Raw genomic sequence first — 26,455 nt, 5'->3', positions numbered from 1 at the left:
TATTATCGACACCCTGACTCCTAAAGGAATGTAATTACCATGCGCTGTAAAATGTTGACTGCCGCTGCTGTATCATTCGTTATGCTAACTGCGGGTTGTTCTACGTTGGAACGGGTTGTTTATCGGCCTGACATTAATCAGGGAAACTACCTGACATCTGCTAATGTATCAAAAATCCACAAAGGAATGACCCAGCAACAAGTAGCCTACACATTGGGGACACCAATGTTACAGGACCCATTTGGCACTCAAACATGGTTTTATGTGTTTCGTCAACAACCTGGACATGAAAAAGTAGCTCAACAAACCCTGACACTTACATTTGACAGTAATGGTGTATTGACTGACATTAAAAACGAAAATTCACTTACTGAGAATCTTCAATAATTAAAAAAATATAAACAGCCAATCATTCATTTTCCTGACTGGCTGTTTATTGATAATCATTGAGCATTATTCTTAGCCCGCTCAGCACGCTTACGACGCATTTCTTTTGGATCGGCCAATAATGGGCGATAAATTTCCACCCGATCACCCTCTTCCAAAACATCCGTCAGCTTGGCGGGACGACTATAAATTCCGAATTTATTTTTTTGCAGATCAATATCACTACGCAAAGTCAGCAAACCTGATGCAACTATCGCCTGCTCTACAGTCGCACCTTGGGCCAATTTCACAGTACGCAGATATTGGCGGTTAGGCAATGCATAAACGACTTTAATATTGATATCAGGCACTATAAACCTCGCGTGCGCGCAAAGTAAAAGCCTGAATCATACTTCCGACTAATTCCTTAAAAATCCTACCAAAAGCCAATTCAATCAGCTTATTGGTAAACTCAAAATCCAAGTGCAGCTCGACTTTACAGGCATCATCACTAAGTGGAATAAACTGCCAACCACCCATCAATTTACGAAAAGGCCCATCCACCAGTTGCATATTAATACTTTGGTTATCAGCCAGAATATTCCGAGTAACAAAAGTCTTACTAATACCCGCTTTGGAAACATCGACTGACGCAGTCATTTCATTACTACTGATACTCAGTACACGACTGCCGACACATCCCGGTAAAAAATCCGGATAAGAACCAACATCATTGACCAATTTGTACATTTGTTCCACGCTGTACGGTACTAACGCAGAGCGACTAATCTGTGGCATATCATTTCCTGTAAGGCTTAATTGTGGCAAATAATATCACCTATACGTGATCAAAGAAAAATCTGTCAGCGTATAATGCAATAAATACTCATTAATCGGCAAATATGCTGTGGGAAAAGATTTCTTTCATCAAAGCATTCAGTATAATGTACACACTATGACAAAGAAAAAAGCACACAAACCCGGTTCGGCAACCATTGCCATGAATAGACGAGCCCGTCACGAATACTTCATTGAAGAAGAATTTGAGGCTGGTCTCTCGTTACAAGGATGGGAAGTCAAATCACTGCGCGCTGGTAAAGCTAATATCAGCGACAGTTACGTTTTACTCAAAGATGGCGACGCTTATCTTTTTGGTGCCACCATCACTCCGTTAAATGTAGCTTCTTCCCATGTCGTCTGTGATCCAATGCGCTCACGCAAACTCTTACTCAATCAGCGCGAACTTGATTCATTATACGGTCGAGTCAATCGCGAAGGTTATACCGTTGTTGCCTTATCTCTCTATTGGAAAAATGCCTGGTGCAAAATCAAAATTGGCGTAGCAAAAGGCAAAAAGGCACACGACAAACGTTCAGACATTAAAGAACGTGAATGGAAATTAGACAAAGCACGTATTATGAAGAATGCTGGAAGATAAATTCTGGTATTATGGTTTAATATTCTGATATACTTGCGTTCAAGACACTTGGGGCTGATTCTGGATTCGACGGGATTCGCGAAACCCAAGGTGCATGCCGAGGGGCGGTTGGCCTCGTAAAAAGCCGCAAAATAATAGTCGCAAACGACGAAAAATACGAACTAGCAGCTTAATAACCTGCGTAGCTCCCTCTCTCCCTAGCCTCCGCTCTTAGGACGGGGATCAAGAGAGGTCAAACCCAAAAGAGATCGCGTGGATACCTTGCCTGGGGTTGAAGCGTTAAATCTAATCAGGCTAGTTTGTTAGTGGCGTGTCTGTCCGCAGCTGGCAAGTGAATGTAAAGATTAGACTAAGCATGTAGTACCGAGGATGTAGGAATTTCGGACGCGGGTTCAACTCCCGCCAGCTCCACCAATTTAGTAGGGACAGTGACAGGACAACAGCTTTAAAAACAGTGAGTTAGCAAAGTTGATTGGACACTGACCGGACAATGAAGGAACACAAAAGGATACGCAAAGGAGCCGCGGAGCTTTTGGAAAAACCAACCACAATTAGGTTGGTTTTTTTATGTCTGTAGCATAGCAACCAATTCCTCACTGTCAGGTGTTAATACCATACTCATTAAAATAGAACTAACACCTCTATTATAATGCGTAGTGCAAAATAAAATGCCTCACCAGATCTCTGCTTCATTGGGTATTATTCATAAATCCAGCACCTGATACCGTCAGTTTTTGACGCATGCATGTGACCCAACTTCATATAACAGTCACCTTAGTGATAGGTATTTCTGGTATGGCATATCCTATGTTCATGGAGTCTAGTTCATGTCACTTAAGCGGTCATTTTATTTACCAATGTCACCCTACCGGCGAAATGGCTATACTATGATGTGTCGATAAGCAGTTTATATTTGTGGAGTAATTTTGAAACGTATACCGCCAGAATTGTTTAAGTCTGAAATGAAACGAAAAGGCTGGACGCGCCGCGAACTGGCTGTACGGTGGGGCAAATCAGAAACATGGATCAGCAAAATAGTGAATAATATAGAACGGGATCAACACTGGAATGACGCCCTCAATGGACTGCCTGAAAACGAAAAGCCCAGGTAAACTATAGGTCACATTTTTATTGCAGAAAGGTGACCTATAGTTCATAATTCAACATTGAGAGACTATTTTCACTGACGCAGAGCTACCGGGCGGGCACCCGATAACCCTGCTTACCACAACTAACTATATAAGGTAGTTAATTATGGCTAAACGCGATAATAAAACAATTCGCAGAATTTCCCAAGCTGAACGTTTTGGCAAGGTAGCTAAAAGCGGTATTTCTTTAAAAGGAAAATGGTTACAGGAGGCTGGATTTACCTTCGGAATGCCACTAAAAATCCGGGTGATGCCGGACTGTATTGTTATTACCGCCCAGAACACTCAGGAACTCTGGCAATGCCTGGAAGGACTGAGTATTGAGCCATTTAACCCCAGTGCTGCTATTGATTGGATTAAGTATTATCCTGGTGGGTTGATGATTATCTAATAGACTAAAGCATAAATGGACTACACCTTTAAATGTTGGATAGTTATCCAACATTTTGAGGACGATTCAGTCAGAGTAGTACAGAAAAGCCATATTTGATTAGACTTATCTAACTATTGGGGGTCGGTTCAATTGGCCCTGATTCCGTTATTCTAAAGGTTTTTCGGGCCAGTTAATATCTGACGCTGAATTAACATCAATTCGGTTCAATAATACTCTATATTTTTTTAACTCTGTTAACAGCGATTTTTCCTCATCACTCGACATCCCCAAATCTACAGCATCTTGTAACGGAGCGATCTGTTTACTTACAGTGAACATAAGTTGCTGTTTCTTATGTTCTGCTTGTTGCTGCTGTTCCCATCTAAGCTTTATTTTATCACTTTCTGATATTATCCACTTTTCACTATCCCATTTGTGATAAACAGACGGTGCTTGTTTTGTAAGAATTGGATAACCCTCTTTATCACTGACGATAGCAAAGCCGCGTGATTGACCGTCAAGCAATTCATTGTGTTTTTCTACTGTTATTTCAACACACTCTTCATGAGCTTCATTATAAAAAGCACATTCTTTTCTGGAAAAATAGACCATTTATACCCCCCAAAATAATATATGTACAACTTTGCTTGGGTTCTCATTATTGTTGGGAGTACCTGCTTGATATTCAAATGTCGATAGTGTTGCATTACGTACTAATGTGTGACCAGTTGATGTATTGATACTCGACATGCTTGCAATATAACCAAAAAACTTATTTTTAAAAGAAATTGGATAATTTACTTTTATCCATGATTTCTGATCTGATGCAACCTTAACCCATTGAATAATAATCCCGGTATCTCCACATTGCCACCAACCATTTTCGGATTTTATAGCTGTATTTTGTAATGCAAGAGTACCACTTCTCTCAGGCGTTAATATATTGTAACGCCGCTGATTCCTGGGATCATTAGAATAGATATGTAACAATTTCCCTTCTGAACCATTAATTCCCAATACATACCCATCTTTCGACTTAAAACGTAATTCAGGAAATGGAGTTTTACTATCAATCAGTAAACTGCCAATTGTTGCGGTTTTATCGCTAGAAATGCGCAAGAAAGTATTATCGCTCTCAGATTTAGCATAACTTCCCACATCCCCAGCATTCAAACTAATATCCCCGGCCAACAGCTTCCCGTTAATTTTCCGGCTATTCGGCACCGCCCCTTTAGCCAACTCCACCGTTTCCGATAAACCGATATTTTTTACAAATTCAGTTTTATTGAAGATGTCAGCGCCATTTTGATTTTTAGCGAGCTTATTATTAGCATTAATTCACATCAGAAACAAGTTTCTGAGTTGCTGCAAGGGTATTACTGTTACCTGTCTTGTCTGTAAGTTGGGTGATGCCTTTTTCTGTGAGTGTGGCGTCAAGAATAAAATCTTGAGTTGCAATCTCTCCCAGTCCCAAATTATTACGCGCTGTCGCTTTGTTATTAATATCAGATAAGTTATTAGCTTTCTGTAGAAATAACCCATTAGGATCTGCTAGTAGATTTTTCCAACCGGAAACTGATGTACTATCCGGATCTGTATTGTTATCTTCTACCCCATTCCACCAAATTTTACTTCCATCAAAACTGGCAACAATGGCCCCTTTAGGATAACCATCAATGGCAGCACTAAAGTCAGCATTATACGAATACAAGCCACCAGACATTGAATAACGTATTGCGGTAGTAATATCATTCAATATCCCGTTCATATCCTTGCCAGATGGAGGAATTCCACCAGCAGACTGTCATCGTTAACGGGGGAAAACCGCTCAGATACGTAGCTACGCCTTTTGCCAAGCTGCTTTCAGTTGATTTTGTTGCAATCTCGTTATAGTCTCCGGCGCTCGCAAACGGAACAACAATAAGATTAGGTTTTTCAGTTGATTTCATTTGTTGGTATCCTTTGAACGATTGCGACACTGACACCAACCGGGTAAGGCAGTGCTCCCGATGTTTGAACAATTGCTAATTCTGCTGTTGATATCTGAAATTCAAATACATAACTCATCTTCATATTTCCATCATCAGTGATATATGCACGTCCGCTATCGCTAAACATATAAACAAGCATTCTGTTGATGTTTGGTATAGTGCAGTCAGATATATTTGATATGGCTTTCATCATAATTAGCTTTCGGTACATCTGATCTGATAGCTCAATAGTTTTTGTTTTTGACTCCCCGGAATAAAATGGTGCTTGGTCAAATGGATTTGGATCTGTCGTTGTCGGAACATTCAGTAAAGCTTCACCAAAACCTATACCGTAAGTATTTGCTGTGTCAATGTTCCAAATCAGGTCGTAAAATGTATTAATAAATTCAGCGGAGGAAACAGCGGCATTGAAACTTCGAATAAGTGAGTTGAGTTTTGGACTAGCGGCATACTGAGCAAGAATAGTTGCTCCCATATTTTCCATTTATGAACCTACTAATTTCACAGATATATTATCAACGTCAAGCGTTGGAATTTCATCAATACCAAAACTAATTGATGTTAAATAAGTAGTACCGTCACGACTAAGCGTAATATTGTAAATATCAACACTCGATGTATCTATGTTATAAACACCTGAATAATATCTACCAGCAAATAATGTAGATGCTATTCTTGCTCGCGTTCCACCGTCTTCACCGTTAAACGCTTGTGCTATAGCCGACTTAACTTGTGTTTCAATATCAGCAGGAAGGTAATCACTATCAGCAAGTGAGACGTTGGCATAAACACGAATGGACGTTGGTATCACATATTTAATTTCATACTCAGGGTACGGCTGAACATAATTTTCATCATCAACAATTGTGTGAATTGTATTTCCATTCGTAGGAATACCTGGCGGCTTTTTCTTCCAGATTGCTCTAGCGACATCCTCAGTCTTTCCCCCATATACAGCAATATAAATAGAGTTCGATGCTATTCTGTATTTTGATACCCCGACTGTTTTTACTACCGAAGTATCATTTGAAATAACGTATGCATCTGCTACCCCATTTACTTCTAATACTGCTGCATAAATAGCATGTAATGAGTTTGTCGCATTTTTAGCAACAGATTGTTTACGACGATACTCAAAATTAGCGCGGGTTTCCTCATCTGTACCAGGTACACCAGCACTCGCATTACTGATACCAGACCACCCGGGCACCGAGCTATAAATCGTGTTCAAGTCATCAATTTGGCATGCTAACGGCCCTGTTGTTGAGTTTTGGAAAACAACATCAACAGAGCCGCTGTCAGGGATCTTAGCCTCTGTTATTGAATGATAAAGATACCCTTTTTTATCTTGAGCAATACTACCAATTGGAATAACAGTATTAACTAACCCAGTGCATATTGCTGTTACCGTTGTTCCCGATGCAGGAATTCGATCTAAAAAATAAATTCGTCCGATAGCATCTTGAAAACGTCCGGTTGCATAATCCGGGTTAATTTGATTGACGATAGCAAGTAACTGATCGTTCTTGTCAGCAATGATAGCCGCATCACTCATTGCTATTTGACCCTGTGGTGTTTTAAGCTCGTACTCATTGCACCACCCATTGCTGTAGCCAAATCATTTAGCCGCCCATTTAAAATATCAACCTCATCGGGCACAGTTAGACCCGTCTTTGTAAAGGTTACACTTGGAACACTTGTTGTCAGTACTACAGAGTTAGTCATCAGAAATTTACCACCGTTGATTGATTATTCATGTCCGTTATTGTCATCGTGCCCGCAATAGTTCTTTCGTTCCCGTTTATAACTTTACAAATGGCAGATTGAACATAAGGTAACTTCACTGCTTCTTGTTGCATTTTGCTGTTGATTAGTTGAGTTCCCGGCCAATGTCCCAAAATTCGCTGGTAATAAGGAATACCCAATGTTGTGTCATACCAGCACTCACCCAGATATGTACTACAGGCACAAGCGACATCCTGCGCTACAGAATAGGGATTATCAGTAATGGCGATATTTCCAGAATCATCTAACGTTAAATCCCATGACTCGGTATCAAGCAGAAGTGAACGAGTTTGCATTTTCGAACCCTATAGAAATAAAAAAACCGCAATTAAGCGGTGTAGATATGAAAAAACCCGCACTGTGGGCGGGTTTATTGACGACTACTCAAAAAATTTTAAGCAGCTTGACGATGATTCTTACGCTTTCCTTGAAGCTCAACTTTTGGCTTATGCTCAAACATTTTTGGGGCAGCTTTTATCAACAAGTCAACAGCTCCACCCACAGCAGTATACACCTGCTGCGTATCAAATTTTTTGATATCTTTAATGGCTGCTTTCTGCTTTGACATAATGACTCCTAAGAGATTTTCTCTCCAATAGCTTTGAGCCTGAGCCCATAAGGGGTGTTCACATTAACAAAGTTTTCTCTTGCACAAAAAACAAACTAATACTTGTTGGTTTTCGTATGCTATCACTATAAACTCTAGTGTCTAGTCTTTTTTTATCAATCTTTGATTGTCTTGAATATTGTTTCAAACGTATCAATATCAGCCTCCATAATGTAACCACACTTCATCATGTTAAATCCATAAGATGAGTAATAGGAGATTACTTCTTCAACAGGCTCAATGATACGGATATATTTACCCTGTGCAGATTTACAAAACATGTAAGCAGCCATCAGGGTAAGTTGAAACATTTTCCCATTTAAAGGATGTTTTGCGTCATCACGATAGAAGTTCTCTATCATATGAATTTCAAAACTTTCCTCATCAATGGAATATGTACATAAAGCTAGCCCAGAAGGAGGTCCTTGCACATTTCCACATTCTACCAGCTTTAAGCAAAATTCAAATTTATCTTCTCTGTTTCCTACCCTAGACAAACATTCATCCCAGTTTAGTTCGCCATATCCGCGAGAAAGGATTCTGTAATCATCATCAAAGATATCCCCTACAGCAAGGTTAAGCTTAAGCTCATCAACAATAATCTGCATGCTATTTCTTACCACATGCCCGATCTGCTCAAGATTAAACATTCTTTATCTCTCATTTTTAATTGGTTGATATATCTTACAGCTTTTTGTGATTATTTCATATGCTATTTAACTTTTCTTGCCATTAAAATGTGCACTATTTAACAATGACAAATGAGTTAACAATTAACCCCAAACCAAGGATGGCTATATCCACCAGTGTGACTCAGGTTTATAACTTACCGTTCTCTATATTTTATTCTCTAAACTTCAGCTAAAATAAATAATGTTGACTTCAATGTGATTGACTTTATAGTACAGAACAATTGCTTCTATCTCTATATCAGTCAAAAGAAGCTCTTTTCCAAGTCGCACATACTCGTAACCTTTTCCAGTTTCACAGTTCAACTAATACTGTTACCTGTTAAAACAATGACCGAGAAAAATAAAAAATTTACCTGGGTTTCACAAAGATTTCTTAGTTTCTTCATTTCTACATATTTATCATCCTTATTTACAGCTTTAACTATCTCACGGTTCCATCGAATGTTGCATTTCCACCGTTACCCTCCACCACCTTGAATAACCGCACCATTTAATATAATAGATGGTGAGTTCATTGTGATTGAATTTGATGAAGTCATTTCCGTTGTTGGAGCGACTACGTTAATTTTATTCGGTGAAACAATACTTATCTGATTATCTATAAATTCAACATATTGTTGTGGTTCTGCGTTTAAAACTCCACCCAGATAAATTGCATCTGAATAATTGTGCGTTCTTTTTGAACCCGACAATGCCGGTGCTTTTGTTGCTCTGATGCTGCTAATATCACGATCACAGATAGCAATTAAACCAATATCACCAACAACCGGATTCATAATGACAGTACTGTTACCACGCTGAAGACGAAATACTGGAACATTATAGATTATTCCATTCTCGATTTTTCTCCCGGTTCCCGTCATATTATGTACCATCGGCTTTACATCTACGGTTTTCCCGTTCGATTTAATAATAAGGCCCAAAGTGATAAAAACATGCTGACTAAGAAACTGCCTCATGACAAAGTCAAAAGCATTCGCTTCACTGTTTATGTCCGTTGGTTTTGTTGTCAGCTTCGTCATTGTTTTTATCCTCTGTTTTCACTGGAGTGCCACTAAAAGATGGGTTGACCATAAGGCCAAATAGTTACTTTATCAATCCCGAAGTCAGTGTCTATATCTAGCGCATTTGCCGCCTGTTGGATTTGATTAACAACGTTTCCTGTATAATGAGGATTTGAGATAACACCTGTGGCGCCATAATTTTCAACCGTTAGACCCGCTTTTTTAGCCATTGCAGTAATAATATCGACAATATCCACATCTCCCGATGCAGTGAACGGTTCAACTTCCTTTGCTCTTAGACCAAACATCACACTGGCTGTTATCGTCAGGGGAGTATCGGGTAACTGATTAAAATCTGCATAAGCATCACTGATAAAACCCTCAAATATGGCATGACTATCCGCCCACACCCGCATTAAGTTGAATTTCGCACTACCAATCCAGATCCCGCGATAACTCAACGTTGCCATTTGGCTGGTTGTTAAGCCCCAGATTTGTAATGTTATTTGTGTCCCTGATATGCCGCCCCACGCCGCCATGTTGACATAAGCGCGTGCATTTTCGATAGTCAGTATATTGTTACCGCTATCATCAAATATCTTGCCGTCAACTAGCTGAAATTCAACTTTGATATTGCGTTACTTGTACGTCACTGAATCACCCCTCTTGGAAAAAGGTAATATAATTTGTAGCGTTGCCCTAACCCTTCCCAATAGGGATCAGATGAACCATCCAGATCAGCAAAAAACAGTTCACCCTGGAACCGTAAGTAACTGTAACGGACAATTTTATTGCAGTTGAGGCACACAACTCCCTGCAATATAGGTTTATCATTAACGGTTAAATCCATATATAAACTTGTGCTACGTTGATTGAGACGTATCATGCATGACTGCTCATTCAAGGTCACAGTGAACTCCTGAGCTTTGGCTGCTCTGATCGCTATTTCAATCACGTTAATTTCCTTGATAATTCTTCTACTGCATCATTGAGATGGTTGGTGGCACTCAATACAGAATCATTTAATGGACCGGTAATCGTCTCTGTCGCACACTTGAAACCGGATGAAACTTTATCGGCAACTTGCGTTGCAGCACTGGAAACGGATTTTTTCAATCCGGTCAGGGCCTTTTTGACATCGGATAGTGTGGCGTGTTTTGTTGAACTTGTTGACGGTTCGGTATTTTTACTTGGGCCTTTCGCCGTCTCATTCTTTGTTGTATTCGACTTGTTAGCAACATTGCTGCTCATTTTCACTTCGGCAATGTCTTGTACAGCCTGGAAAACTGCGGTCACAATCAGTAAGGTAACACCGTTATCCTGCCTTATTCGAAAATCGTACTTAATCAAATCATAACTTGTGTACGTAGTATCAGGTGTTTCAATGTCGTAAATTTCGGCACTGGATACCATCTTATCTAACGCTTCAAGAACATCAGAACGGGACGTCAGGGTGAGGTTTGTTAAGTTAGGCACGGAACCAGAAAAACCGGTCCACCCCTCAAACGAAAATGTCACATGGACTTCACCGGGTCGCTGCACTTTATTGTACGATGTGTAGCCGCCTTTCTCTATCGGCACCGTAGTGATTGATGCCTCTCGTGTGACTTCTACTGCAATGAATAAGGTGGGCGTAAACGGCTTCTGCCCGGATGCATAATAAATACCATACCCTGGAGATATCATACTGTTAACAGCAGATGTATCTGCATCGGTCTTGCGTATGCTGGCTTTTTGTTCATCAGTCATTTGATACAATGGTTCGAATGTAAAGTTAATATCAGGATCAATTTCGCCAAATTCGGATAATTGAATAATATCAATCATTCGTGCCAGTCCATCTTTCACTAACATTTGCAAGGTAGCAATGAAGTCATAGAAAACACGGATTTCCCCATCAGATGACGCATTTAGCCCGCTCGGTGTGATACCTGTAAAAATAACTAATGGTATGCTACTGACTGAACTCATATGTTCCTGAGACTGTGCTTGCAATGAATCAAGGCCACTTAGCGGTGTATTGAACTGGAAAAACTCCTCTTCTTTATCCAGCATCATTACCCCTCGGTTATCACGCATCTTGTTAAACAATTCTGCACGATAAATTAACTGATCGGGATTATTCGTCTGTCCTTGTAACGTCGATTGAAGATTGGTTTTAAATCCAGACACAGAGAATGAATGGATCAAATCAGATACGCTATCACGTGTCCTATACCAGTTTTGTACATAAGATTCTGCAATCTGAGTCAGTGATAAGCCGCCGAAATTATACGCAGGTTTAAACATATCGGTTAATGGCCTGGTGATAAATGTAATCAAACGGCTGTCATGTACAGTTTTTGCCATCACATACCAACTTGATGGCTTATAGAAATCATTACTCAACGGGTTGTTAGCGTTATAAATACCGGGATATGTCCATACTGGTTCAATGACGTTAAAACCGATAAAACTTCCCTTTGTGATTTTTTTGGGTGACAGAAATAATCTAGACTCAAGTTCAACCGGATCGGTTGCAGCAAGCACACCTTTTGATGTTCGCACGTCAATATAAATCTGACCACGCCCAAAAAAACCATCATGTTCAATGGATTTTTTTAACCGTTCACGAACATGGAATTTTTCAATAGCCTCATTAAGCGCTTTAATTTTATCTGATTTGTCATCAATCCCCCACGGACGTTAACTTTATCCACTTACGAGTCATCTCCCCTGCAATAGTGCCTACCATTTTCCGATATTCGGGTAATTGTGACAGTTGGACCAGATAAGGATAACCGGGGAAACCCACATCCCCCGATATACCACCTATACCGGTCATATATTCATAAGGTGTAGAATCCATTGCCATTAATGCGGATAACTGCTCAGTAGGAACAACACCGGGAGGGGCCTGTATGGTTCAACAGGCCGAGCTACTTTTCTCTCTGTTATCGATCCGACAGTATCCGGATGTATATTCATCGGCTGAGGTGATGCTTGATCAATATCCTGTTCAACTGGCGAAGCCTCCGCTTTCTTTTTCTTACGTATGGAAAACATCAAATTCGCCCCAACAGATTCTTAGATATACGAAGAGGATTGTTTTTACCTGTGATATAACCATCCAGCGAATAACGTACTGCATCCCATAAGTGGTTATGTTTGTCGAGCACCACCGGCAGGACTTCACCGGTCAGGCGGTCTGTCTTGTATGAATAGAGCCTTGCCTCATCAATCATGTGCTTACAGCGTTCATGAATAATGATTTCTTCAAAGCCTTTAAGATAAGTGATCCCGTCCTCAACACTTCCGGGCCATTTTGTGGCGCCGTCAATAATGAACCCCTGACGCGATAAGTAGCTGATAGTTTCTGGTCGGCTACTGTCCCCATGAATAGGCCATTTGCGAGAAAGTGGCACTGAATCATAGAACTGGGGCATTTCATCTAATTCAACGCCTACCCCATAGGCTTCATATTCGATATATAGTTTGGTACCGATAATGAAGCAGCGAATTAATGTTGACGGGTCATTAGCGAAACCGAAGTCAGCCCCATAGAAAAGTCTGTCGGCTTCTAGCCACAGCTCATTAGAAAATGCCTCAACCCGGTACTTGCCAAAGAAGATAACCGCTTCACTGAGTGCTTTTGGTAATCCAAGCCAAATATGCTCATACGCTTCATAATCGATGCGTTTGCAATATTCCATCTCTTGCCGGAGTACGTCAGGGAAAAAGGCGTTATCGCAATAGTTAACCTTGCGAATAATAACACCGCCGTCAGGGGGATCTTCCTGATGCCGGGTCATCAGTTTGTATGTTGGGTCTTCCTCTTCTCTGGGGTTGAAAGAAACCCAGACTTCGGATTTATTGGCGCGAACGGTCGGACCAAGAATATCCCAACTATCTTGTGAAACAGTCTGAGCCTCTTCAACCCAACAGATCTTAATGCCATGCATCGACTTGATGCTTTGAATATTGTTACGAAGACCTTTAAACGTGAAGCGAGTGCCATTCCGACCTTCTATCTCGTTGTTCTTAACTTTATAGAAGTGGGACAAGCCAAGCTCAATGATTTGCGCCTCAAGCAGTGCAAGTACCGAATCATTGATTGAGTTCTGGAATTCACGCGCACAGAGAATCGTCATTGACTCTATAGCACCCAACAATACCAGCGCACGAGCAATCTCTACCGATTTACCGCCACCACGCCCGCCGTACGTCCAACGCCAACGAACAGAGCCTAACGGTTGGTCGTATAAAACTTCTGTCGCCCAGTCACTACTAAAGGCGTACAGAACACCATCAATTATGACCGGGCTGTCTATTTTCCCTCGCGCAGTTTTTCCATGTGAGAAACCCACACATCAGCCGGGCAATTCGCAGGGGTCACAATGCAGACCTTTCCATAGCTCAATCCGGCCAAATCGACATTAACTTCTGTCTTATTACTACTCATGTCAATACCAGTGAGCTGAGCTGCGTTTTTAATATTTGGCGCAACTTGACCAAATTTCTTATCTGCTAACGCTTGCTGCGCTGCCTTGTGTGATAACTCGGCTAAGTCTTTGGCATTAAATGAAACCAGAAGCGCAGCCTCTTGCCTCAACTCCTTTATGCGCCGTCGAATGTCAGGCCGCTTGAACATCACACTAGCCTGTGATTCGGCGTTGTTTGGTGCATAACCCGCGCAGATAGCCGCCTCTTTCTGCGGCATGCCCTGCGCAATATTCTGAGCAAAGCTCTCATGCTGTGGTTTAAGTATCCCTAGGTTTTCTTTGTCATCATTCTGCGAAAGTACGCAAATTGCACTTTCATCTTGTGCAGGCGCAAGCTGCTTTTGTGCAGTATTGCACAGCCGGTTTTTTAATGTATCGACGAGCACTAGCGTAGTTCAGTCCCTGCAATTTGCACCACTCACGCGGTGATATGCCAGTTTTAGCGTGTTCGGACAGGAACCGTTGCTGAAGCTCGTCCCAGTCCGGTTTTGCCATTTCATTTCCTTAAATAAAAAAAGCCGCACTGGGCGACCTTGTTTGAATTTATTTAGCTGTTGGTGGTTCTGGTAGTCGCATCCAATGTGTAACCGTGTAATGTGAATACTGGGTACTACCACTTACAATTATTCTAGAGAACTCATTTAGACTATCATAGACTGCTGTACCTATACCTTTATCAGTGACAACAAGAAACATTTCATATTGTCTAACCATTTCAGGCAATTTGTCATCTATTGATATCCAATTCATTCTTTCTTCCTTTAATCTGATCAATTAATGAACAATGTATCATTATCGTAGTCACTTATTGAATAGACACCATTATACATGCCTGCTTTTAACCACATCAGGTAAGGTAGTTTCTTACTTTCCACAGTCGAGGAAAATTGATAAATTGGTCATTCCACAGTCAAATGAGGCATTAAGAATGACATCTTTCACTGTTCGTGTAGAGCTTCATAATGCTGTTAGCTCTGATTACGATTTACTCTACGATAAAATGAAAGTTAAAGGCTTTAAAAAGACAATTACCCCTGGTGATGGAACCCGATATTATTTACCTTCAGCAGAATATAATTATGAATCTAATAGTAAGGACAGAGGAGAAGTTCGTGATTTAGCTTACGACATCGCCAAATCAGTAAAGAAAAATCCATCAGTGTTGGTCACCGAATCTAACGGAAGAACCTGGAAAGGACTTGATGAAACTTAATCCTCTCCTGAGCCACGAGCAGACTCTTCACTTTCCAAGGCCACAAACGTCTTCCCTACATGGTGGCCTGGAAATCTTAACAACATTCAAACCCAGGCTTAGTTTATGTTGGTATTTCATCCTCAACATATCTACTAATACTTCACGTGCTATTAATTGTGATTCAGATATTAACTCTTTAAATTTCATAATTAATCCTTACTAAATTATTTCCAAACTGGAAACAGTTGCAATTAGAACTTTCCGCTACATCTAAAATAAATCCGTGGTATCACTAGACCATCAGACAAAAACTTATATAAAACTCTACAAAAAAATTTTAATGAAGTTACTTTATAAAATAGGTACGTAATTTACGGTTTCATATAAATTAAGATTCCAAAATAGTTTTACATCTTATACTACTCATAATTATATATAACAATGGGTGAGTAATGCTGCGTGTAGCAGAATTATGAAACGTTATTTATTGTCTTATCTTCTTCACAATATGGAATTATCATTATTGACTTTATAGTAATACTTAGTATTACTATAAGTTCACCTCATTTGAAACACAACTAAAGGATATTCTATGAACCTTGAAGCTCTCCGCTATTTAGTTGAAAAAAAGAGAGAAATTATTGAATCGAGTGCTATTGAGCATGAGTTAGACGAAAAAACTGTTTATGGCATTGCATCTTTTGTTTTAGAAAATGGAACAGATAAGCTTTCTTCTCGCCAGCTTTACAACTTTAACAAAGCAATCCTTCCCTTAATTGAAAATTTGTGTTGTACAGGACATAGCATTGGAGAAGAGCACACTACATGTAACTTTCTACTTCCTGACTCGCAATTATATGAATACTACGCCTACGACGAAACTTTATGCAAAAGTTGTCAATCTGAAGTTGATTACTATAACTATGGTATGTCAAAAGCATCAAAACCGGATTAATCTCAATTTTTTTGAACAATTTTACTCTGAATAGTCTTTTACCTGTGCTGTGAAGAGTCCCCATTTCTGGCTTAGAGTGTAATTATTCGTTGATAATTTCTTTGAACGATCACCACTCAATCTCTTCACGCACTTTTTCATATACTAAGAAAAGAATCCCTCTTTCTGTCATAATCACCTCACTGACACCGAGTCCTAATATAGTTCTGCAAGCCCAAAATTATTTGCTTTGAAATTGCAATTCGATCTCTGAGAATCCAATAATTTCGGATAGCGGAGTTAGTAGGTCGGGGGGAGCTGCATCATCCAATTTGGAGGTGGCAGTGGTTTCATCTTAATTACAGATGGCCGCGATGCGCAACCGACGACGACCAGCGGTAACATCATTGCGAAGAGCATCAATTTCAGATTTAGCATTAGCAAGTTCCTTCGTATGTTTCACATCCAATTCGTTCAACATCGTGATGTGAGAGTTCTGATAGTCGATAGTGTCTGTGAGTTGCTGAATGTCTTCTTGCTGCTGCTTTGTAACATGACGTTCTCTCTGTAACTCAGAGTGATAGTAATACGCTATCAATAAAATAAGGATCAACGCTAGTATCGTGTAGTAATGAAAGCTAAATTTCATAGCAACAACACCCCAGAAACCAGCCCCATCCATCTTTACCTATCAAAGCAAGAACGAAACCAAACAGAAACAATATTCTGGCCAACGAATATCTATTCATCCAGCCCCCAGCAAGTTAATTCCGATTCTTGGGCACGTCGCTCAACTTGACCATAACAGCCGTTTGCCTGCCCTTTGGTCTGTCAACAGTCTCGACAATTGTCAAATACCCAGCGTTTTATCTCAGCACAAGCGCCTTTCTTATCTCCGGCATTCAGCTTTCTATAGAACGTGGAAGAGAAGCATTTCGATGGGCCAATGTTATATGGGCAAAAGCTGGCAATACCTGCTATCTGAGGCTCAGTTAATGGCACTCGCACATTGCGTTTTACCCATGCAATGGCCTGCTTTGCTTCTTGTGCATTGAGGTCACGGCACTGATTCGGTATTAACCTTATCCCCTGACGAGCGGGAGCTCCATCAATCCGAGTCACACCTCGGCAAATTGCCCAGACTCCCCCCGCATCCTGATACGTTGATAGCCGGTTACCCTCTTTCTCGTCCAAGAACTGAGACAGTATCGCCGTGGCACCTGCACCAGAGAGAACCAGACCGATAACCGCAGCACTTAACTTACTGGTCTTTGTCATTGCGGCTAAGCTCCCGATGCTTGTAGTACCAGTTGACCCCAAAGGTGCCAACAGTACAGATAATGCCAATAATGATGGCCCAGTCGTTCAGCGACAGAGCTCCAAGCATTGCTGTAAATGTGCCCCAAGTGTATGCAGTGGGGCTGGTGTATTTGTCCATACGCATAATTCCATCCCACTGATGGAGTGATCATTTAGTTAATTTAATTATTTGGGCTAATTTGCCCAGTATTGATTTAAAAGACTCAATAAGCATCAGACTTCACTGTATTAAGAGAAGAACGTATACTTGCAACAAATTTGAATTACCTGACATACACATTTTCATGAGCTTAATTTACATACGACTATATATTAATAAAATTGTTGTTCGCAACGTCAGCACTGGTAAGGAAGTCTCTGGTACCCCCGACACTCCCTTTACCACATCTCGTTTATTACTAGGGCAAATGATACCTGCAATGTTTTTGCTTAAAAAATTAATAAAGAAAGTGAGAAAAAATACTTGGTATAACTTTTTTTTGTCAAACCATCATGTAATTATTCAGCCGATGGAAATGAATGAAGGTGGACACAGCCAAGTTGAATTTAGAGCTTATATAGATCTCGCTAAGAGCATTACTTCAAGTCAAAAAGTTAATCTCTGTTCACCTAGATTACAACCACTTTCTGACGATGAAATCCGCCAAATACTATCCAACAATTCACTATTTCGCCATAATAACTAATGAGAGAAACTCAAATAACCCCTCACCGCAGCGAGGTAGTTATTCATATTATTACCCCAATTTCCCGCTTAGTTTGGTTAAAGTACTCTTCTTCCAATTCTACACCCAAGACCCTACGATTCAGCTTCAGTGCCGCTTTTAGTGTTGAGCCCGATCCCATAAAGAAGTCCGCCACCAAATCCCCTTCCCGACTACTGGATCGGATAATATGCGCCATCAAGTCTGCCGGCTTTTCGCAAGGATGTTTACCTGGGTAATACTGAACAGGTGGAAAAGACCAGACATCAGTATAAGGCACATCTACCGTCACCGAGAACGGACGGCGCAGCAGCCCATATTCCAGACTCAATTCCTCATATTGGCGTGACAGAGTAAGATGAGATTCTACTAACTCATGATACGGCCTGTTTAATTCTCCGTTCTGGTGTTTTTCTCTGGCTATTCGAGCGAACAATACCCGCAGTTTTTGGTAATCCACTTCATTGGGTAATTGCCACTGGCTATCACTGAACCAGTGACTGGCCATCTGTTTTCCCGTGGCAGTGTTAATTTCTTTTGCTGTGACACCCAACACCTTTCGTGCATTGCGAAAGTAGTCCACAAGCGGTTTAAAGACATATTGCTTAAGTTCGCGGCATTTGTGGAAATACCCATCACCTTTAGGTTGATAAGGCCCCTGATAATGTTCAGCAAAGATGATCCGTTCAGTGGAAGGGAAATAAGCCCTTAAACTTTCTTTATTCTGCCTGCGCCATGGACCTGAAGGTTTTGCCCAGATAATGTGGTTAAGCACATTGAACCGTTCACGAACAAGGACTTCCGTATCAGACGCCAGACGCGAACCACAAAACATATACAAACTGCCGTTGGGTTTCAGCACACGCCAGAATTCAGTCAGTACTTCATCCAACCACTCAAGATAAGCCGTTACATCCTCCCATTGTCTGTCCCAACCACACTCTTTTACCCGAAAATAGGGTGGATCAGTGGCAATTAAGTCTATGCAGTTGTCTGGTAACGTTTTGATAAATCGTAGAGAGTCGTCATTAATTAATGTGATACCACTTAAATTCACAATATTTTCCATAAATCGATACTGGCTTACTCTCTGGTTAGCACAGAACAGGCGAATGGCTAGTGTCGTCAACTCCACCAGCCGTCCATTTCACCGCTTAAGAAGTTACCCCATCAGGGCAACGCTTGAAAAAGGTGTCGTTGTCCCGGCTTTCCATCAAGCCAGCCAGACAAAATTGAGTTAAAAGTAATTGGCAACGCGGTGTTGATAGCCCCGTCAGAGTTGAAACATCAGGAATAGAAACCCAGTCATACATTGGTACGGTTTCTAAAACACATGAGGCTGTTGTTGTCATATCTTCATGTTTTAGCATGATAATTTAAACCTTTGGTCAATTATTGTGCATAGACACACATGTAACTCTGACCGATGACAACAGCAAGTCTTATCTGAATTTCAGGCAATAAAAAACCCCGCACGGGGCGAGGCTATCAGTCACGAATGCTACTATCGCAACATATACTGAAATGGTGGCTCATAAGTTCAAAGATGTCAACACGTTCGTGACAAAAGTTTTGATTTTCTTTCCTGTTCCCGTCTTATAAAGGCATCTTGCAATGGTTGATAAATCAAATATTCCGTTGCTCTTAATATTTCCTCAACCTCACGCCGACAAGTTGACATTGATGGCTTTCGCTTACGCAACATACCATTTCTGCGGATCATAATTCTTGGCTGAACCGTTGCATGATAATGTTTGGCAATTGCTCTATCAGATACACAATAAACATATCGACTAAGCAACATCCCAAATGCAACCCGATCAATATGGTAAATATGGTCTACTACCCTAGCGATTAACATTCCGTCATCATCATTGCATACCGGACGTTTTGGATAACCTCTCAGCTCTACCGTCGCCATAAGCTCAGCAATCATACTGCTCTGACGTTTATCAAGCCTGCCAGAATACACCCATGCACCGAACTTGGGTAACCAGTCCTGCAACCAAATTTCTTGTGCGTGAGTCAATTGCAGCCCATCCGTCGAAAATATCACACCCGACATAACCGTACCACCTCAACTTCCCTTTTAACTTGGGGCAATAGTTCCGTTGCCATACCGTGGATTGCTTGCCATGTCTTCGGTACCGCATGAAAGCTCTTGGGATAAAACGCTCGATGATAGCGAGGATATAACAGCAGAATAGAGAAATGAGCAGCCCTTTGGGCCATATCCTGTACCGCTCTCACATGATGAATTTCCGCAAGTGTTACCCCCAACCCCATATTCCGACAACAGATACATCCCAGTAATGTCACATCAGAAAGCCATTGTTTTTCATTTTTAGCCATTGGCTCTGCCTCTCATTACATAAAATCGGACAACTGAGAAGCAGCATGTTCAGCGGCATTTCGGGTCGGGAAATTGCGATACAAAATAAAGTTCCAAAGCACGTTTAATGTATCTTTATAAAGTTCCTGAAATTCCATCTCTTCCATTTTGGCGAAACTGACTGAACGAGGTTCACGGTACAGACTGCCGTTGGGCATTTCGTAAATGTCATAGTGCCCTGATTCCACTATTGCCCAGCGCCGAAAGGCATCAAAGGATTTGGTGGCAGTAATATTCTGGGCTCGGTTTTTAGATATGCCAGCAAGATATTCATCCGCAGCGGATTGTAAGACATCTTCACTGCCCACGAAGTGTGCAAGAAATTGTACGTAGCCACGCACAAACACTTTCTCTTCTGGGGAAATGGTGCCCCCAGTAGGTTCCCAGTATTCATAGCCAAGATTCAGAAGGGCAAAATATTTACGATGGAAACGCGGGTTACGTGCTTTCTTAAAATCCGCATAGAGCACATCGCCATACTTCACTTTGGAATGCAGGTATTCCCAGGCTGCGAGAGTCGCCGGTCTCAGGGTGTCATTCGAGATTTTGATAAAACTATGCTGCGTCATTACTTATCCTCAAAGTTATGACACAGCAGCTTTTGTTTAGGTTATCGGATGTTCAGGCCGATACGAATAGAATAACAGGTGTTAGTATTAATTCCCAATTTTACTTTCTATTAAATAAATTAACGACATTTGTATCTTGTTGTGTAGTAGATATATTAATACTATTCTTCAATTGTATTCTGGATTGGAAATCAAGTACCTGTGATTCTGACAAGAATCCCTTAGGAACTGAACATAAATCCTCTAAATCTCCTTTTGGGAAACCAAATTCCTCAAGAAGTGTTTTTTTACTAAAAGTTCCAGAATCTAATAATAGATTCAAGCACCTAGGTAACAAACGAACCGACTCTGGTTTTCTAAGATCATCAAGCGGCTCTCCTTTTCGCCAACCTCTAGCAGAAATATTTTTATATAACCTCTGATATTCCAGAGAAGATATTAATTCTAAATTTCTCGCTCTAAGGATCATAGATTGTGCAGACATCCCCCAGCGATTTTTTAAAGATATGAAATTCTGTAATGTAGGATATGGAGGAAGCTCTACAGAAAATGACTCTTCCGGCAGCATGAAACTCGACGCAAACTTATGTGCTTGCTCTTCTATTGGATTAAAATTAATAGTATCAAATTTATTTATATATCGATGTAAGACTATATGGCCTAATTCATGAGCAGCATCAAATCGACTACGATAATAGTTATCTTTGTCACTAGCTAAAACCACATACGGTCTATTCTCTAAATCATTCCATTGGGAATAGCCATCCATTACAGAACTACCTTGTTCAAATCTGGAACAAACTATCCCCGCATTCTCCATTACCAGTAATAGATCATCTATCGGTGCAATACCTAATCCCCAAGCTTTCCTACACTCAAAAGCCATTCTTTCAATCAATTGATCATCTATCGCTCTGTAATCCTTTACGTTAAGATGAGGAATGTTAACCTTTGGATAATCAAGATATTCTTGCATCTTACATGATAACTCTTGAAACCACCCCATGTATCGCTCTGAAGCGATACATAAGTCTTTTGCCGTGGTTGAAAGTGTTCGGAAGAATACTGGTTTTTTTTCGTACTTAACAATAGGCTTTGTGAACCAACTTACCGGGCAATTAAGAATCTGACTTAAGCTATGCAATACTTCTGCATCGGGGGAATGATTACCGTTTTCCCATTTGGTAATAGTTGATGGCGAACGATCCACTAACCTACCAAGGTTAATTTTCGATAATCCCCTCGCTTCTCTTATCTGTGTCAACCTTTCAGATTGGAAACCAGAAATTCCCACTCTCATAATGTCTCACCTATTCTATTTTTCCTGATCCTTCAGGCGCTTCTTGAGCTTAGGTAAAACCATATCAGGAATGACTATCTTCTTCTCTCCAGTATAGAGCGCTAAAAGCTCCGTTACAGATTTATTATAGTGAAAACCTTTCAGATTGGTAAAAGGAACCACAATCCTTAAATCCATCATGCTGGCCTGAGATTCATGATATGGTGGATTAATATTTATTAACAACACACCTAACGTATCAATGTCATTATGATGTTTACTATCTTCTTCTTTAAAAAGATCTGGAGTATAGCCTTCAAATTTTTCATTCAATTGGGCTATCAATGAACGATGTTTCGCACCTCTTAATTTGCTCGCTTATCAGTTTGCTTGCTCATTTCTCTGTTCCTAGACCGTATTTTTTGTAAATTCTCAATTCATCTTCATTAGGTGCATAAGCTGTCCTTATAGCAACCCCCTTTTTCAGGGTAATAGATAAAGACTATCTTTAACTTAACACCATAATCAGTTTCAGATATAAACCATTTAGTGGGAGGATCAGTTCTGTTATCTTCCCTTGTATCCTCAAGAAAACGTCCAATTCTAAGCTGCCTGTACGACAGTATGCTGTCATAATCATGATCCCATCCAACTTCAGCTTCCTAGTACTATAGTCGTAATCCATATTGTGTCATGATGACACTCTCTTCTTCCTGAAAGTATCGGAACTGCGTAAGTTGTTGTCAAAGCTGATGAAAAAGACGGAGGGAACAATAGAGCAGATCTTACATTGGTCATACTGGCAGCGGCAACATCAATATCGTGCACAACAATGTCACTATCGTCGCCGAGGAAAGGATTATCTTACGGAACAATTACAACTGTAGTATTAAGCTCATCAACAATAATCTGCATGCTGTTTCTTACCACATACCCGATCTACTCAAGATTAAACACTACTTTATCTCTCATTTTTAAAATGTTAGCGGTTTCCGACTGGCTGGATTCGCTGACATTCGCCACCTTGATAAATTCTGGATATACCTTGCTGACCAGCCCAGTACCGAAGGTCACCTAGATCTGCCCGGCGTTGTTGAAGCAACCTTTTACCCCTTCGAACTTACCGATGGCGGTCTTGTCCACTTTGCTATCGTCCAATAACACCAAACGCAGACGGGTAGCACAATAGGCAGCGTAAATGGTGTTTTCTTTACCGCCAAACAGTGGCACCAGTGCGTTAACAGTTGTAGTTATATCCATGTAATGCCCCTTATGGACCAAAATATCTCTATGGGTAATAAGCTATGGCAGAAATCGGTTAATTTACATCAAAAGAGGTATTTAAATCTAGCACGTGCTCCGTAGCGCTGATCGTTATGACTGTTGGCAATTTTGTTGTTAGCATCGGTTTCCAACATGGAGACATAAGCGCCAAGATAGAGATTGAAGTTCTTCATATTCATGAGGTTAGGAATCTGATATGACGTATGGATGGTACTAATGTCATATTCGCCTGGCTCATTGAATGGCTGATCAATATGTGCAGTCATACCATCAGTGTTGAACTCTTTGATATTGTTGTGAGCATAGATATAGCCCAGTTCAAAGCGACGCCACATCACATTGATCCCAGCCGTGAAATTCTGCTCGCCTGAAGCATCCAAATAAGCGGTATTCAGGTTGGCGACAATACCGTTCTCTGGATCAGTCACCAGATTGTTCCAACTCAGTGTCATACCGTAACCATTGCGTCTGGATTGATCGATCCATTGCCCTTGGGCATTTTGGTAGCCATAGGCGTTGTTGACCCCATTGCTTTCCATAGCCACTGCTGCACTAAATTGGTCTTTTTTCCAAGCTATCACTGGACGCAAATAGGCAACATTTTTATTATTATCCAGTGTGTTACCATGATAGATGTTATCCTGAAATAGCGAAGTGCCGTCTTTAAGTAATGTATTGAGTTCGAAATACCAGTTACCGGCGTATTTGCTCAGCATCAGGCTACCACCACTGTTACTGCGGCCACGTCCTTCTTTCATCATGTAGATATAGCCGAAACCATCAGCATACAAGTCATTGGCAGTATTACCAGAATACTGAATAAAAGTGTCTTGATTAAGGGGAAACATATCGTAAGCTTCAAAACGCCCGATTTTGGTCTGCCAGTTTTTCTCGTTGCCGAAGAAGAAAGCAGCATCATCGAGATTCATTTTTCCAGTCATATCTGCCAGCGGCTGCACACTGAAGCCAGCGAAGTTGCCATTCTGATTACTACGATAGCCATCTAATCCAATCAAAATACGGCCATTGATATTCCAGCGCTCTTTGTCACCCAGTTTCCAGTCTTTATTATCGCTCGTTTTCAGTGAAGTAAGCTGACCACTTCGACTGGTACCATCAAGATTAAACTCTACATCACCGTACAATTTCAGATTACCAAAGTCATTCAGCTTTAAATTACTGGTTAGTACGGCATTATTTTTCTGAGAATTATTTTCCAGCAAAGCATTGTGCTGTGCCACTTGCACAGTCTGCTGTTGGTTTTCGACGGAGTGTTGTTCCAAACGTTGCGTTCGTTGCTCGGCAGCTATGGCACGGGCTTCTGCTTGAGCGGCACGTTGTTCTGCCTGTTGCAATCGCTGCTCTAATGCTTCAAGACGCGCTTCAATGCTGTTGATGGGGGAAGCAAGGGCAGAAGCTGAAAATATTAATCCTGGAGCGACAATTAGATAGTAAAGATTTTTCATAGCACTCGCCCCATCAAGATATTAGTATTCTGTTCTACCAAATTGCAAAACCGATTTTTCAGTGCAAAAAGATAGTTGAGTTAATTGGCAGATAGCAATTAAGTTTGTTAACCAGCTCAAACTATTGTGATCGATTCCTCAAATTCGGCAGAAAGGTGAAGAAACGGTAAATCAGATACCCGTCATTATGTGTTCAATATGTTCAAGTATGCATCTGTAAGAAAGCGCTCAATTCATCAATGTATGGCAGCGCAGTCATCGCACCTTTAGCAGTAGTCGCCAATGCACCGCAAGCCTGGGCCTGAGTGATGACTACCGTCCATTCGTCATTCTGCGGGATACGCCCTAATTTTGCCAGTGCTGCCAACAGACCGGCAACAAATGCATCACCAGCGCCGGTCGTATCAACAGGGATAACCGGTGTAGCGCCAAAATGACGGAGTTGTTTGCCATCGTGCACGTAGACACCTTCACTACCAAGCGTAACCAAAAGTAAGCATAATGGAAAACGATCCATCACCCAGTCAATCGCGTTTTCCAGTTGATCAATGTTGCTGATAAAATTGAGTTCATCATGTGAGATTTTTACTACGTCCGCCAACATCAGCGCCTCTTCCAAACACGGTCGCAATTCTTCTGGGTGCTTCCATACCTCCTCTCGGATATTGGGATCAAAACTCACCCAACCGCCAGCTGTCTTAATATCTCCCATTGCCTTCAATGTGGTACTACGACTCGGCTCCTGCGACAAGGCAATTGAACAGGAATGTAACCATTCCCCAGCGCTAAACTCCGGTACATCAGAGGGCTGTAGAAATAGATCGGCACTGGGAGTGACCATAAAAGTAAACGAACGCTCGCCCTGCTGATCCAGATCCACTACCACAGTAGAAGTATGATATTTATCGTCCTGTATCATGTGACGGATATCTACACCTTCAGCGTGCAGCACCTGTTGCAGGAATGTGCCAAAGCTGTCTTTACCTACGCGACCAATAAAACCACTATTTCCTCCCAGTCGTGCGACACCCACTGCTACATTGGCTGGTGCACCCCCGGGACACTTCAGATAGCTATTTGAAGTTTCAGGAACTAAGTCAACAACAGCGTCACCCAATACCCATACGCGATTAACCATGTTTAATCCCGGTTTCTCATCAAGACCAAATTACGAGTTAAAATAAAAGAACCGATTTAGCAACTCAATAAAATCATGTCAAGCTGTATTAATAGAGTGAAAGAGATCAAAAAAACACAACTTTTACAATCGCAAAGCGCAAAGTATGATTATTGTTTTTATACAATTAGTCTCTTTTAAATAAACCTTTCAAGGCCCAGTATCAACTCAAGTTGTGACTAATACAGCTGATGACGGGGTTCAGTGATTCCTTATTATTAACTGATAACAATTACTTCCCTACCCTTTG

General features: G+C 41.0%; 38 protein-coding genes, 1 other RNA gene and 5 pseudogenes. 9 read left to right on the top strand and 35 right to left on the bottom strand.

Annotated features, from left to right (window positions below):
* The first annotated feature begins 39 nt into the window (after positions 1 to 39).
* Complete coding sequence (gene bamE, locus C5469_RS13820; RefSeq protein ID WP_166307657.1) at positions 40 to 387, top strand: outer membrane protein assembly factor BamE; 348 nt, start codon at positions 40 to 42, stop codon at positions 385 to 387.
* A gap of 56 nt (positions 388 to 443) precedes the next feature.
* Here the strand turns inward: bamE and C5469_RS13815 are convergent, their stop codons facing one another.
* Together C5469_RS13815 and C5469_RS13810 are read right to left on the bottom strand one after the other, a co-directional pair.
* Complete coding sequence (locus tag C5469_RS13815; protein WP_166307654.1) at positions 444 to 737, bottom strand: RnfH family protein; 294 nt, start codon at positions 735 to 737, stop codon at positions 444 to 446.
* Positions 730 to 1,164, bottom strand: coding sequence for a type II toxin-antitoxin system RatA family toxin (locus C5469_RS13810; protein ID WP_166307651.1), 435 nt, complete (start codon positions 1,162 to 1,164; stop codon positions 730 to 732). Before C5469_RS13810 ends, C5469_RS13815 begins: the two co-directional genes overlap by 8 nt.
* A 157-nt stretch (positions 1,165 to 1,321) precedes the next feature.
* Here C5469_RS13810 and smpB point away from each other — a divergent pair, with 157 nt between their 5' ends.
* From smpB to C5469_RS13790, 4 genes are all read left to right on the top strand, one after another.
* Positions 1,322 to 1,804, top strand: coding sequence for an SsrA-binding protein SmpB (smpB, locus tag C5469_RS13805; protein WP_054480108.1), 483 nt, complete (start codon positions 1,322 to 1,324; stop codon positions 1,802 to 1,804).
* 50 nt (positions 1,805 to 1,854) lie between these two features.
* Positions 1,855 to 2,218, top strand: a transfer-messenger RNA (tmRNA) gene (ssrA, locus tag C5469_RS13800).
* Positions 2,219 to 2,730: 512 nt separating this feature from the next.
* Complete coding sequence (locus C5469_RS13795; RefSeq protein ID WP_202924547.1) at positions 2,731 to 2,916, top strand: helix-turn-helix domain-containing protein; 186 nt, start codon at positions 2,731 to 2,733, stop codon at positions 2,914 to 2,916.
* Positions 2,917 to 3,058: 142 nt separating this feature from the next.
* A complete protein-coding gene (locus tag C5469_RS13790; protein ID WP_166307648.1) occupies positions 3,059 to 3,343 on the top strand; it encodes a SymE family type I addiction module toxin in 285 nt (94 codons plus the stop codon).
* Positions 3,344 to 3,490: 147 nt separating this feature from the next.
* Here the strand turns inward: C5469_RS13790 and C5469_RS13785 are convergent, their stop codons facing one another.
* The 19 genes and pseudogenes from C5469_RS13785 to C5469_RS13705 all read right to left on the bottom strand — a co-directional run bounded on the left by C5469_RS13785 (position 3,491) and on the right by C5469_RS13705 (position 14,635).
* Positions 3,491 to 3,937 (bottom strand): tail fiber assembly protein, encoded by a 447-nt coding sequence (locus C5469_RS13785; protein WP_166307645.1) that lies wholly within the window; start codon positions 3,935 to 3,937, stop codon positions 3,491 to 3,493.
* Positions 3,938 to 4,516: a gp53-like domain-containing protein gene (locus C5469_RS24280; protein ID WP_339414375.1), complete on the bottom strand. Its 579-nt coding sequence runs from the start codon at positions 4,514 to 4,516 to the stop codon at positions 3,938 to 3,940. It lies immediately after the preceding gene.
* Positions 4,517 to 4,658: 142 nt separating this feature from the next.
* Complete coding sequence (locus tag C5469_RS24275; RefSeq protein ID WP_339414373.1) at positions 4,659 to 5,093, bottom strand: phage tail protein; 435 nt, start codon at positions 5,091 to 5,093, stop codon at positions 4,659 to 4,661.
* Complete coding sequence (locus C5469_RS13775; protein ID WP_166307642.1) at positions 5,074 to 5,274, bottom strand: hypothetical protein; 201 nt, start codon at positions 5,272 to 5,274, stop codon at positions 5,074 to 5,076. Before C5469_RS13775 ends, C5469_RS24275 begins: the two co-directional genes overlap by 20 nt.
* Complete coding sequence (locus C5469_RS13770) at positions 5,261 to 5,800, bottom strand: DUF2612 domain-containing protein (RefSeq protein ID WP_166307639.1); 540 nt, start codon at positions 5,798 to 5,800, stop codon at positions 5,261 to 5,263. Before C5469_RS13770 ends, C5469_RS13775 begins: the two co-directional genes overlap by 14 nt.
* Positions 5,801 to 7,041, bottom strand: a pseudogene (locus C5469_RS13765) (baseplate J/gp47 family protein).
* Complete coding sequence (locus C5469_RS13760; protein WP_166307636.1) at positions 7,041 to 7,397, bottom strand: contractile injection system sheath initiator; 357 nt, start codon at positions 7,395 to 7,397, stop codon at positions 7,041 to 7,043. Before C5469_RS13760 ends, C5469_RS13765 begins: the two are co-directional and overlap by 1 nt.
* Before the next feature lie 98 nt (positions 7,398 to 7,495).
* On the bottom strand, positions 7,496 to 7,669 hold the full coding sequence (locus C5469_RS13755) for a hypothetical protein (RefSeq protein ID WP_166307633.1): 174 nt from the start codon (positions 7,667 to 7,669) through the stop codon (positions 7,496 to 7,498).
* A 155-nt stretch (positions 7,670 to 7,824) separates the two neighbouring features.
* Positions 7,825 to 8,358: a hypothetical protein gene (locus C5469_RS13750; protein WP_166307630.1), complete on the bottom strand. Its 534-nt coding sequence runs from the start codon at positions 8,356 to 8,358 to the stop codon at positions 7,825 to 7,827.
* Positions 8,359 to 8,858: 500 nt separating this feature from the next.
* Positions 8,859 to 9,422 (bottom strand): Gp138 family membrane-puncturing spike protein, encoded by a 564-nt coding sequence (locus C5469_RS13745; RefSeq protein ID WP_166307627.1) that lies wholly within the window; start codon positions 9,420 to 9,422, stop codon positions 8,859 to 8,861.
* A 32-nt stretch (positions 9,423 to 9,454) separates the two neighbouring features.
* Positions 9,455 to 9,943 carry a hypothetical protein gene (locus C5469_RS13740; RefSeq protein WP_166307624.1) on the bottom strand — a complete coding sequence of 163 codons (489 nt, stop codon included), beginning with the start codon at positions 9,941 to 9,943 and terminating at the stop codon, positions 9,455 to 9,457.
* 110 nt (positions 9,944 to 10,053) lie between these two features.
* Entirely contained in the window at positions 10,054 to 10,359 is a 306-nt protein-coding gene (locus C5469_RS13735) for a phage baseplate plug family protein (protein ID WP_166307621.1), read from the bottom strand.
* Positions 10,356 to 11,090: a phage baseplate protein gene (locus tag C5469_RS24270; RefSeq protein WP_339414408.1), complete on the bottom strand. Its 735-nt coding sequence runs from the start codon at positions 11,088 to 11,090 to the stop codon at positions 10,356 to 10,358. Before C5469_RS24270 ends, C5469_RS13735 begins: the two co-directional genes overlap by 4 nt.
* 6 nt (positions 11,091 to 11,096) lie before the next feature.
* Positions 11,097 to 12,297: pseudogene (locus C5469_RS23650) on the bottom strand (DUF1073 domain-containing protein); the annotation flags it as partial.
* Positions 12,258 to 12,449 carry a hypothetical protein gene (locus C5469_RS24505; protein WP_166307615.1) on the bottom strand — a complete coding sequence of 64 codons (192 nt, stop codon included), beginning with the start codon at positions 12,447 to 12,449 and terminating at the stop codon, positions 12,258 to 12,260. The pseudogene C5469_RS23650 and the gene C5469_RS24505, both read right to left, overlap by 40 nt.
* Positions 12,449 to 13,684 carry a PBSX family phage terminase large subunit gene (locus tag C5469_RS13715; protein WP_166307778.1) on the bottom strand — a complete coding sequence of 412 codons (1,236 nt, stop codon included), beginning with the start codon at positions 13,682 to 13,684 and terminating at the stop codon, positions 12,449 to 12,451. The genes C5469_RS24505 and C5469_RS13715 overlap by 1 nt, the downstream gene beginning before the upstream one ends.
* Before the next feature lie 26 nt (positions 13,685 to 13,710).
* Positions 13,711 to 14,103: a terminase small subunit gene (locus C5469_RS23645; protein WP_242689474.1), complete on the bottom strand. Its 393-nt coding sequence runs from the start codon at positions 14,101 to 14,103 to the stop codon at positions 13,711 to 13,713.
* Between the two features lie 110 nt (positions 14,104 to 14,213).
* Positions 14,214 to 14,380, bottom strand: a pseudogene (locus C5469_RS24700) (terminase small subunit); the annotation flags it as partial.
* A 48-nt stretch (positions 14,381 to 14,428) separates the two neighbouring features.
* Positions 14,429 to 14,635, bottom strand: a complete 207-nt coding sequence (locus C5469_RS13705; protein WP_166307612.1) for a DUF551 domain-containing protein — start codon at positions 14,633 to 14,635, stop codon at positions 14,429 to 14,431.
* A 178-nt stretch (positions 14,636 to 14,813) separates the two neighbouring features.
* On the opposite strand from C5469_RS13705, the gene C5469_RS13700 reads away from it, so the two are divergent.
* Positions 14,814 to 15,098 (top strand): DUF2622 domain-containing protein, encoded by a 285-nt coding sequence (locus tag C5469_RS13700; RefSeq protein WP_166307609.1) that lies wholly within the window; start codon positions 14,814 to 14,816, stop codon positions 15,096 to 15,098.
* A gap of 574 nt (positions 15,099 to 15,672) precedes the next feature.
* Positions 15,673 to 16,035 (top strand): hypothetical protein, encoded by a 363-nt coding sequence (locus C5469_RS13695; RefSeq protein WP_166307606.1) that lies wholly within the window; start codon positions 15,673 to 15,675, stop codon positions 16,033 to 16,035.
* Positions 16,036 to 16,214: 179 nt separating this feature from the next.
* Here the strand turns inward: C5469_RS13695 and C5469_RS24500 are convergent, their stop codons facing one another.
* The 4 genes and pseudogenes from C5469_RS24500 to C5469_RS13680 all read right to left on the bottom strand — a co-directional run bounded on the left by C5469_RS24500 (position 16,215) and on the right by C5469_RS13680 (position 17,458).
* The gene (locus C5469_RS24500) at positions 16,215 to 16,277 is read right to left on the bottom strand and encodes a hypothetical protein (protein ID WP_422615860.1); all 63 of its coding nucleotides are present in this window, start codon (positions 16,275 to 16,277) and stop codon (positions 16,215 to 16,217) included.
* 92 nt (positions 16,278 to 16,369) lie between these two features.
* Positions 16,370 to 16,663: a lysis protein gene (locus tag C5469_RS13690; RefSeq protein ID WP_242689469.1), complete on the bottom strand. Its 294-nt coding sequence runs from the start codon at positions 16,661 to 16,663 to the stop codon at positions 16,370 to 16,372.
* 92 nt (positions 16,664 to 16,755) lie between these two features.
* Positions 16,756 to 17,292: pseudogene (locus C5469_RS13685) on the bottom strand (lysozyme).
* Entirely contained in the window at positions 17,276 to 17,458 is a 183-nt protein-coding gene (locus C5469_RS13680) for a phage holin family protein (RefSeq protein ID WP_011147597.1), read from the bottom strand. Before C5469_RS13680 ends, C5469_RS13685 begins: the two are co-directional and overlap by 17 nt.
* A gap of 160 nt (positions 17,459 to 17,618) precedes the next feature.
* Between C5469_RS13680 and C5469_RS13675 the strand changes: the two genes are divergently transcribed.
* Complete coding sequence (locus tag C5469_RS13675; protein WP_166307603.1) at positions 17,619 to 18,020, top strand: YjaA family stress response protein; 402 nt, start codon at positions 17,619 to 17,621, stop codon at positions 18,018 to 18,020.
* Positions 18,021 to 18,063: 43 nt separating this feature from the next.
* Here C5469_RS13675 and C5469_RS13670 read toward each other — a convergent pair whose 3' ends face one another.
* The 7 genes from C5469_RS13670 to C5469_RS13640 form a co-directional block, all read right to left on the bottom strand.
* Complete coding sequence (locus C5469_RS13670; RefSeq protein ID WP_207629040.1) at positions 18,064 to 19,107, bottom strand: DNA-methyltransferase; 1,044 nt, start codon at positions 19,105 to 19,107, stop codon at positions 18,064 to 18,066.
* 85 nt (positions 19,108 to 19,192) lie between these two features.
* Positions 19,193 to 19,408 (bottom strand): hypothetical protein, encoded by a 216-nt coding sequence (locus C5469_RS13665; protein WP_166307600.1) that lies wholly within the window; start codon positions 19,406 to 19,408, stop codon positions 19,193 to 19,195.
* A 179-nt stretch (positions 19,409 to 19,587) separates the two neighbouring features.
* Positions 19,588 to 20,103: an antiterminator Q family protein gene (locus C5469_RS13660; protein WP_166307597.1), complete on the bottom strand. Its 516-nt coding sequence runs from the start codon at positions 20,101 to 20,103 to the stop codon at positions 19,588 to 19,590.
* On the bottom strand, positions 20,091 to 20,390 hold the full coding sequence (locus C5469_RS13655; RefSeq protein ID WP_166307594.1) for a Ref family recombination enhancement nuclease: 300 nt from the start codon (positions 20,388 to 20,390) through the stop codon (positions 20,091 to 20,093). Before C5469_RS13655 ends, C5469_RS13660 begins: the two co-directional genes overlap by 13 nt.
* 15 nt (positions 20,391 to 20,405) lie before the next feature.
* Positions 20,406 to 20,999 (bottom strand): DUF1367 family protein, encoded by a 594-nt coding sequence (locus C5469_RS13650; RefSeq protein WP_166307591.1) that lies wholly within the window; start codon positions 20,997 to 20,999, stop codon positions 20,406 to 20,408.
* A 100-nt stretch (positions 21,000 to 21,099) separates the two neighbouring features.
* Positions 21,100 to 22,299: a helix-turn-helix domain-containing protein gene (locus tag C5469_RS13645; RefSeq protein ID WP_166307588.1), complete on the bottom strand. Its 1,200-nt coding sequence runs from the start codon at positions 22,297 to 22,299 to the stop codon at positions 21,100 to 21,102.
* 15 nt (positions 22,300 to 22,314) lie between these two features.
* The gene (locus C5469_RS13640; RefSeq protein WP_166307585.1) at positions 22,315 to 22,611 is read right to left on the bottom strand and encodes a hypothetical protein; all 297 of its coding nucleotides are present in this window, start codon (positions 22,609 to 22,611) and stop codon (positions 22,315 to 22,317) included.
* Between the two features lie 419 nt (positions 22,612 to 23,030).
* Here C5469_RS13640 and C5469_RS24060 point away from each other — a divergent pair, with 419 nt between their 5' ends.
* Entirely contained in the window at positions 23,031 to 23,165 is a 135-nt protein-coding gene (locus tag C5469_RS24060; protein ID WP_278249763.1) for a hypothetical protein, read from the top strand.
* 91 nt (positions 23,166 to 23,256) lie between these two features.
* Here the strand turns inward: C5469_RS24060 and C5469_RS13635 are convergent.
* From C5469_RS13635 to C5469_RS13625, 3 genes and pseudogenes are all read right to left on the bottom strand, one after another.
* Positions 23,257 to 23,538 (bottom strand): annotated as a pseudogene (locus tag C5469_RS13635) (glucose PTS transporter subunit EIIB); the annotation flags it as partial.
* A gap of 68 nt (positions 23,539 to 23,606) precedes the next feature.
* Positions 23,607 to 25,028 (bottom strand): carbohydrate porin, encoded by a 1,422-nt coding sequence (locus C5469_RS13630; RefSeq protein WP_166307582.1) that lies wholly within the window; start codon positions 25,026 to 25,028, stop codon positions 23,607 to 23,609.
* Positions 25,029 to 25,230: 202 nt separating this feature from the next.
* Entirely contained in the window at positions 25,231 to 26,166 is a 936-nt protein-coding gene (locus C5469_RS13625; protein WP_166307579.1) for an aminoimidazole riboside kinase, read from the bottom strand.
* Positions 26,167 to 26,455: the final 289 nt, after the last annotated feature.

Origin of the sequence: Photorhabdus cinerea, from assembly GCF_011189575.1 — a bacterium.
GTDB lineage: Bacteria > Pseudomonadota > Gammaproteobacteria > Enterobacterales > Enterobacteriaceae > Photorhabdus > Photorhabdus cinerea.
The sequence above is the reverse complement of the archived record's forward strand: the minus strand, read 5'-3'. Positions and strand labels throughout refer to the sequence as shown.

Bases quoted from the DNA above. Each gene is read 5' to 3' on its own strand.
- bamE (WP_166307657.1), top strand. From the start codon at position 40: ATGCGCTGTAAAATGTTGACTGCCGCTGCTGTATCATTCGTTATGCTA.
- C5469_RS13810 (WP_166307651.1), bottom strand. From the start codon at position 1,164: ATGCCACAGATTAGTCGCTCTGCGTTAGTACCGTACAGCGTGGAACAA.
- smpB (WP_054480108.1), top strand. From the start codon at position 1,322: ATGACAAAGAAAAAAGCACACAAACCCGGTTCGGCAACCATTGCCATG.
- C5469_RS13790 (WP_166307648.1), top strand. From the start codon at position 3,059: ATGGCTAAACGCGATAATAAAACAATTCGCAGAATTTCCCAAGCTGAA.
- C5469_RS13785 (WP_166307645.1), bottom strand. From the start codon at position 3,937: ATGGTCTATTTTTCCAGAAAAGAATGTGCTTTTTATAATGAAGCTCAT.
- C5469_RS24275 (WP_339414373.1), bottom strand. From the start codon at position 5,093: ATGAACGGGATATTGAATGATATTACTACCGCAATACGTTATTCAATG.
- C5469_RS13775 (WP_166307642.1), bottom strand. From the start codon at position 5,274: ATGAAATCAACTGAAAAACCTAATCTTATTGTTGTTCCGTTTGCGAGC.
- C5469_RS13770 (WP_166307639.1), bottom strand. From the start codon at position 5,800: ATGGAAAATATGGGAGCAACTATTCTTGCTCAGTATGCCGCTAGTCCA.
- C5469_RS13760 (WP_166307636.1), bottom strand. From the start codon at position 7,397: ATGCAAACTCGTTCACTTCTGCTTGATACCGAGTCATGGGATTTAACG.
- C5469_RS13755 (WP_166307633.1), bottom strand. From the start codon at position 7,669: ATGTCAAAGCAGAAAGCAGCCATTAAAGATATCAAAAAATTTGATACG.
- C5469_RS13750 (WP_166307630.1), bottom strand. From the start codon at position 8,358: ATGTTTAATCTTGAGCAGATCGGGCATGTGGTAAGAAATAGCATGCAG.
- C5469_RS13745 (WP_166307627.1), bottom strand. From the start codon at position 9,422: ATGACGAAGCTGACAACAAAACCAACGGACATAAACAGTGAAGCGAAT.
- C5469_RS13740 (WP_166307624.1), bottom strand. From the start codon at position 9,943: ATGGCGGCGTGGGGCGGCATATCAGGGACACAAATAACATTACAAATC.
- C5469_RS24270 (WP_339414408.1), bottom strand. From the start codon at position 11,090: ATGATATCTCCAGGGTATGGTATTTATTATGCATCCGGGCAGAAGCCG.
- C5469_RS24505 (WP_166307615.1), bottom strand. From the start codon at position 12,449: ATGTTTTCCATACGTAAGAAAAAGAAAGCGGAGGCTTCGCCAGTTGAA.
- C5469_RS23645 (WP_242689474.1), bottom strand. From the start codon at position 14,103: ATGCCGCAGAAAGAGGCGGCTATCTGCGCGGGTTATGCACCAAACAAC.
- C5469_RS13705 (WP_166307612.1), bottom strand. From the start codon at position 14,635: ATGAATTGGATATCAATAGATGACAAATTGCCTGAAATGGTTAGACAA.
- C5469_RS13700 (WP_166307609.1), top strand. From the start codon at position 14,814: ATGACATCTTTCACTGTTCGTGTAGAGCTTCATAATGCTGTTAGCTCT.
- C5469_RS13695 (WP_166307606.1), top strand. From the start codon at position 15,673: ATGAACCTTGAAGCTCTCCGCTATTTAGTTGAAAAAAAGAGAGAAATT.
- C5469_RS13690 (WP_242689469.1), bottom strand. From the start codon at position 16,663: ATGAAATTTAGCTTTCATTACTACACGATACTAGCGTTGATCCTTATT.
- C5469_RS13680 (WP_011147597.1), bottom strand. From the start codon at position 17,458: ATGCGTATGGACAAATACACCAGCCCCACTGCATACACTTGGGGCACA.
- C5469_RS13675 (WP_166307603.1), top strand. From the start codon at position 17,619: ATGAGCTTAATTTACATACGACTATATATTAATAAAATTGTTGTTCGC.
- C5469_RS13670 (WP_207629040.1), bottom strand. From the start codon at position 19,107: ATGGAAAATATTGTGAATTTAAGTGGTATCACATTAATTAATGACGAC.
- C5469_RS13665 (WP_166307600.1), bottom strand. From the start codon at position 19,408: ATGCTAAAACATGAAGATATGACAACAACAGCCTCATGTGTTTTAGAA.
- C5469_RS13660 (WP_166307597.1), bottom strand. From the start codon at position 20,103: ATGTCGGGTGTGATATTTTCGACGGATGGGCTGCAATTGACTCACGCA.
- C5469_RS13655 (WP_166307594.1), bottom strand. From the start codon at position 20,390: ATGGCTAAAAATGAAAAACAATGGCTTTCTGATGTGACATTACTGGGA.
- C5469_RS13650 (WP_166307591.1), bottom strand. From the start codon at position 20,999: ATGACGCAGCATAGTTTTATCAAAATCTCGAATGACACCCTGAGACCG.
- C5469_RS13645 (WP_166307588.1), bottom strand. From the start codon at position 22,299: ATGAGAGTGGGAATTTCTGGTTTCCAATCTGAAAGGTTGACACAGATA.
- C5469_RS24060 (WP_278249763.1), top strand. From the start codon at position 23,031: ATGAAAAAGACGGAGGGAACAATAGAGCAGATCTTACATTGGTCATAC.
- C5469_RS13630 (WP_166307582.1), bottom strand. From the start codon at position 25,028: ATGAAAAATCTTTACTATCTAATTGTCGCTCCAGGATTAATATTTTCA.
- C5469_RS13625 (WP_166307579.1), bottom strand. From the start codon at position 26,166: ATGGTTAATCGCGTATGGGTATTGGGTGACGCTGTTGTTGACTTAGTT.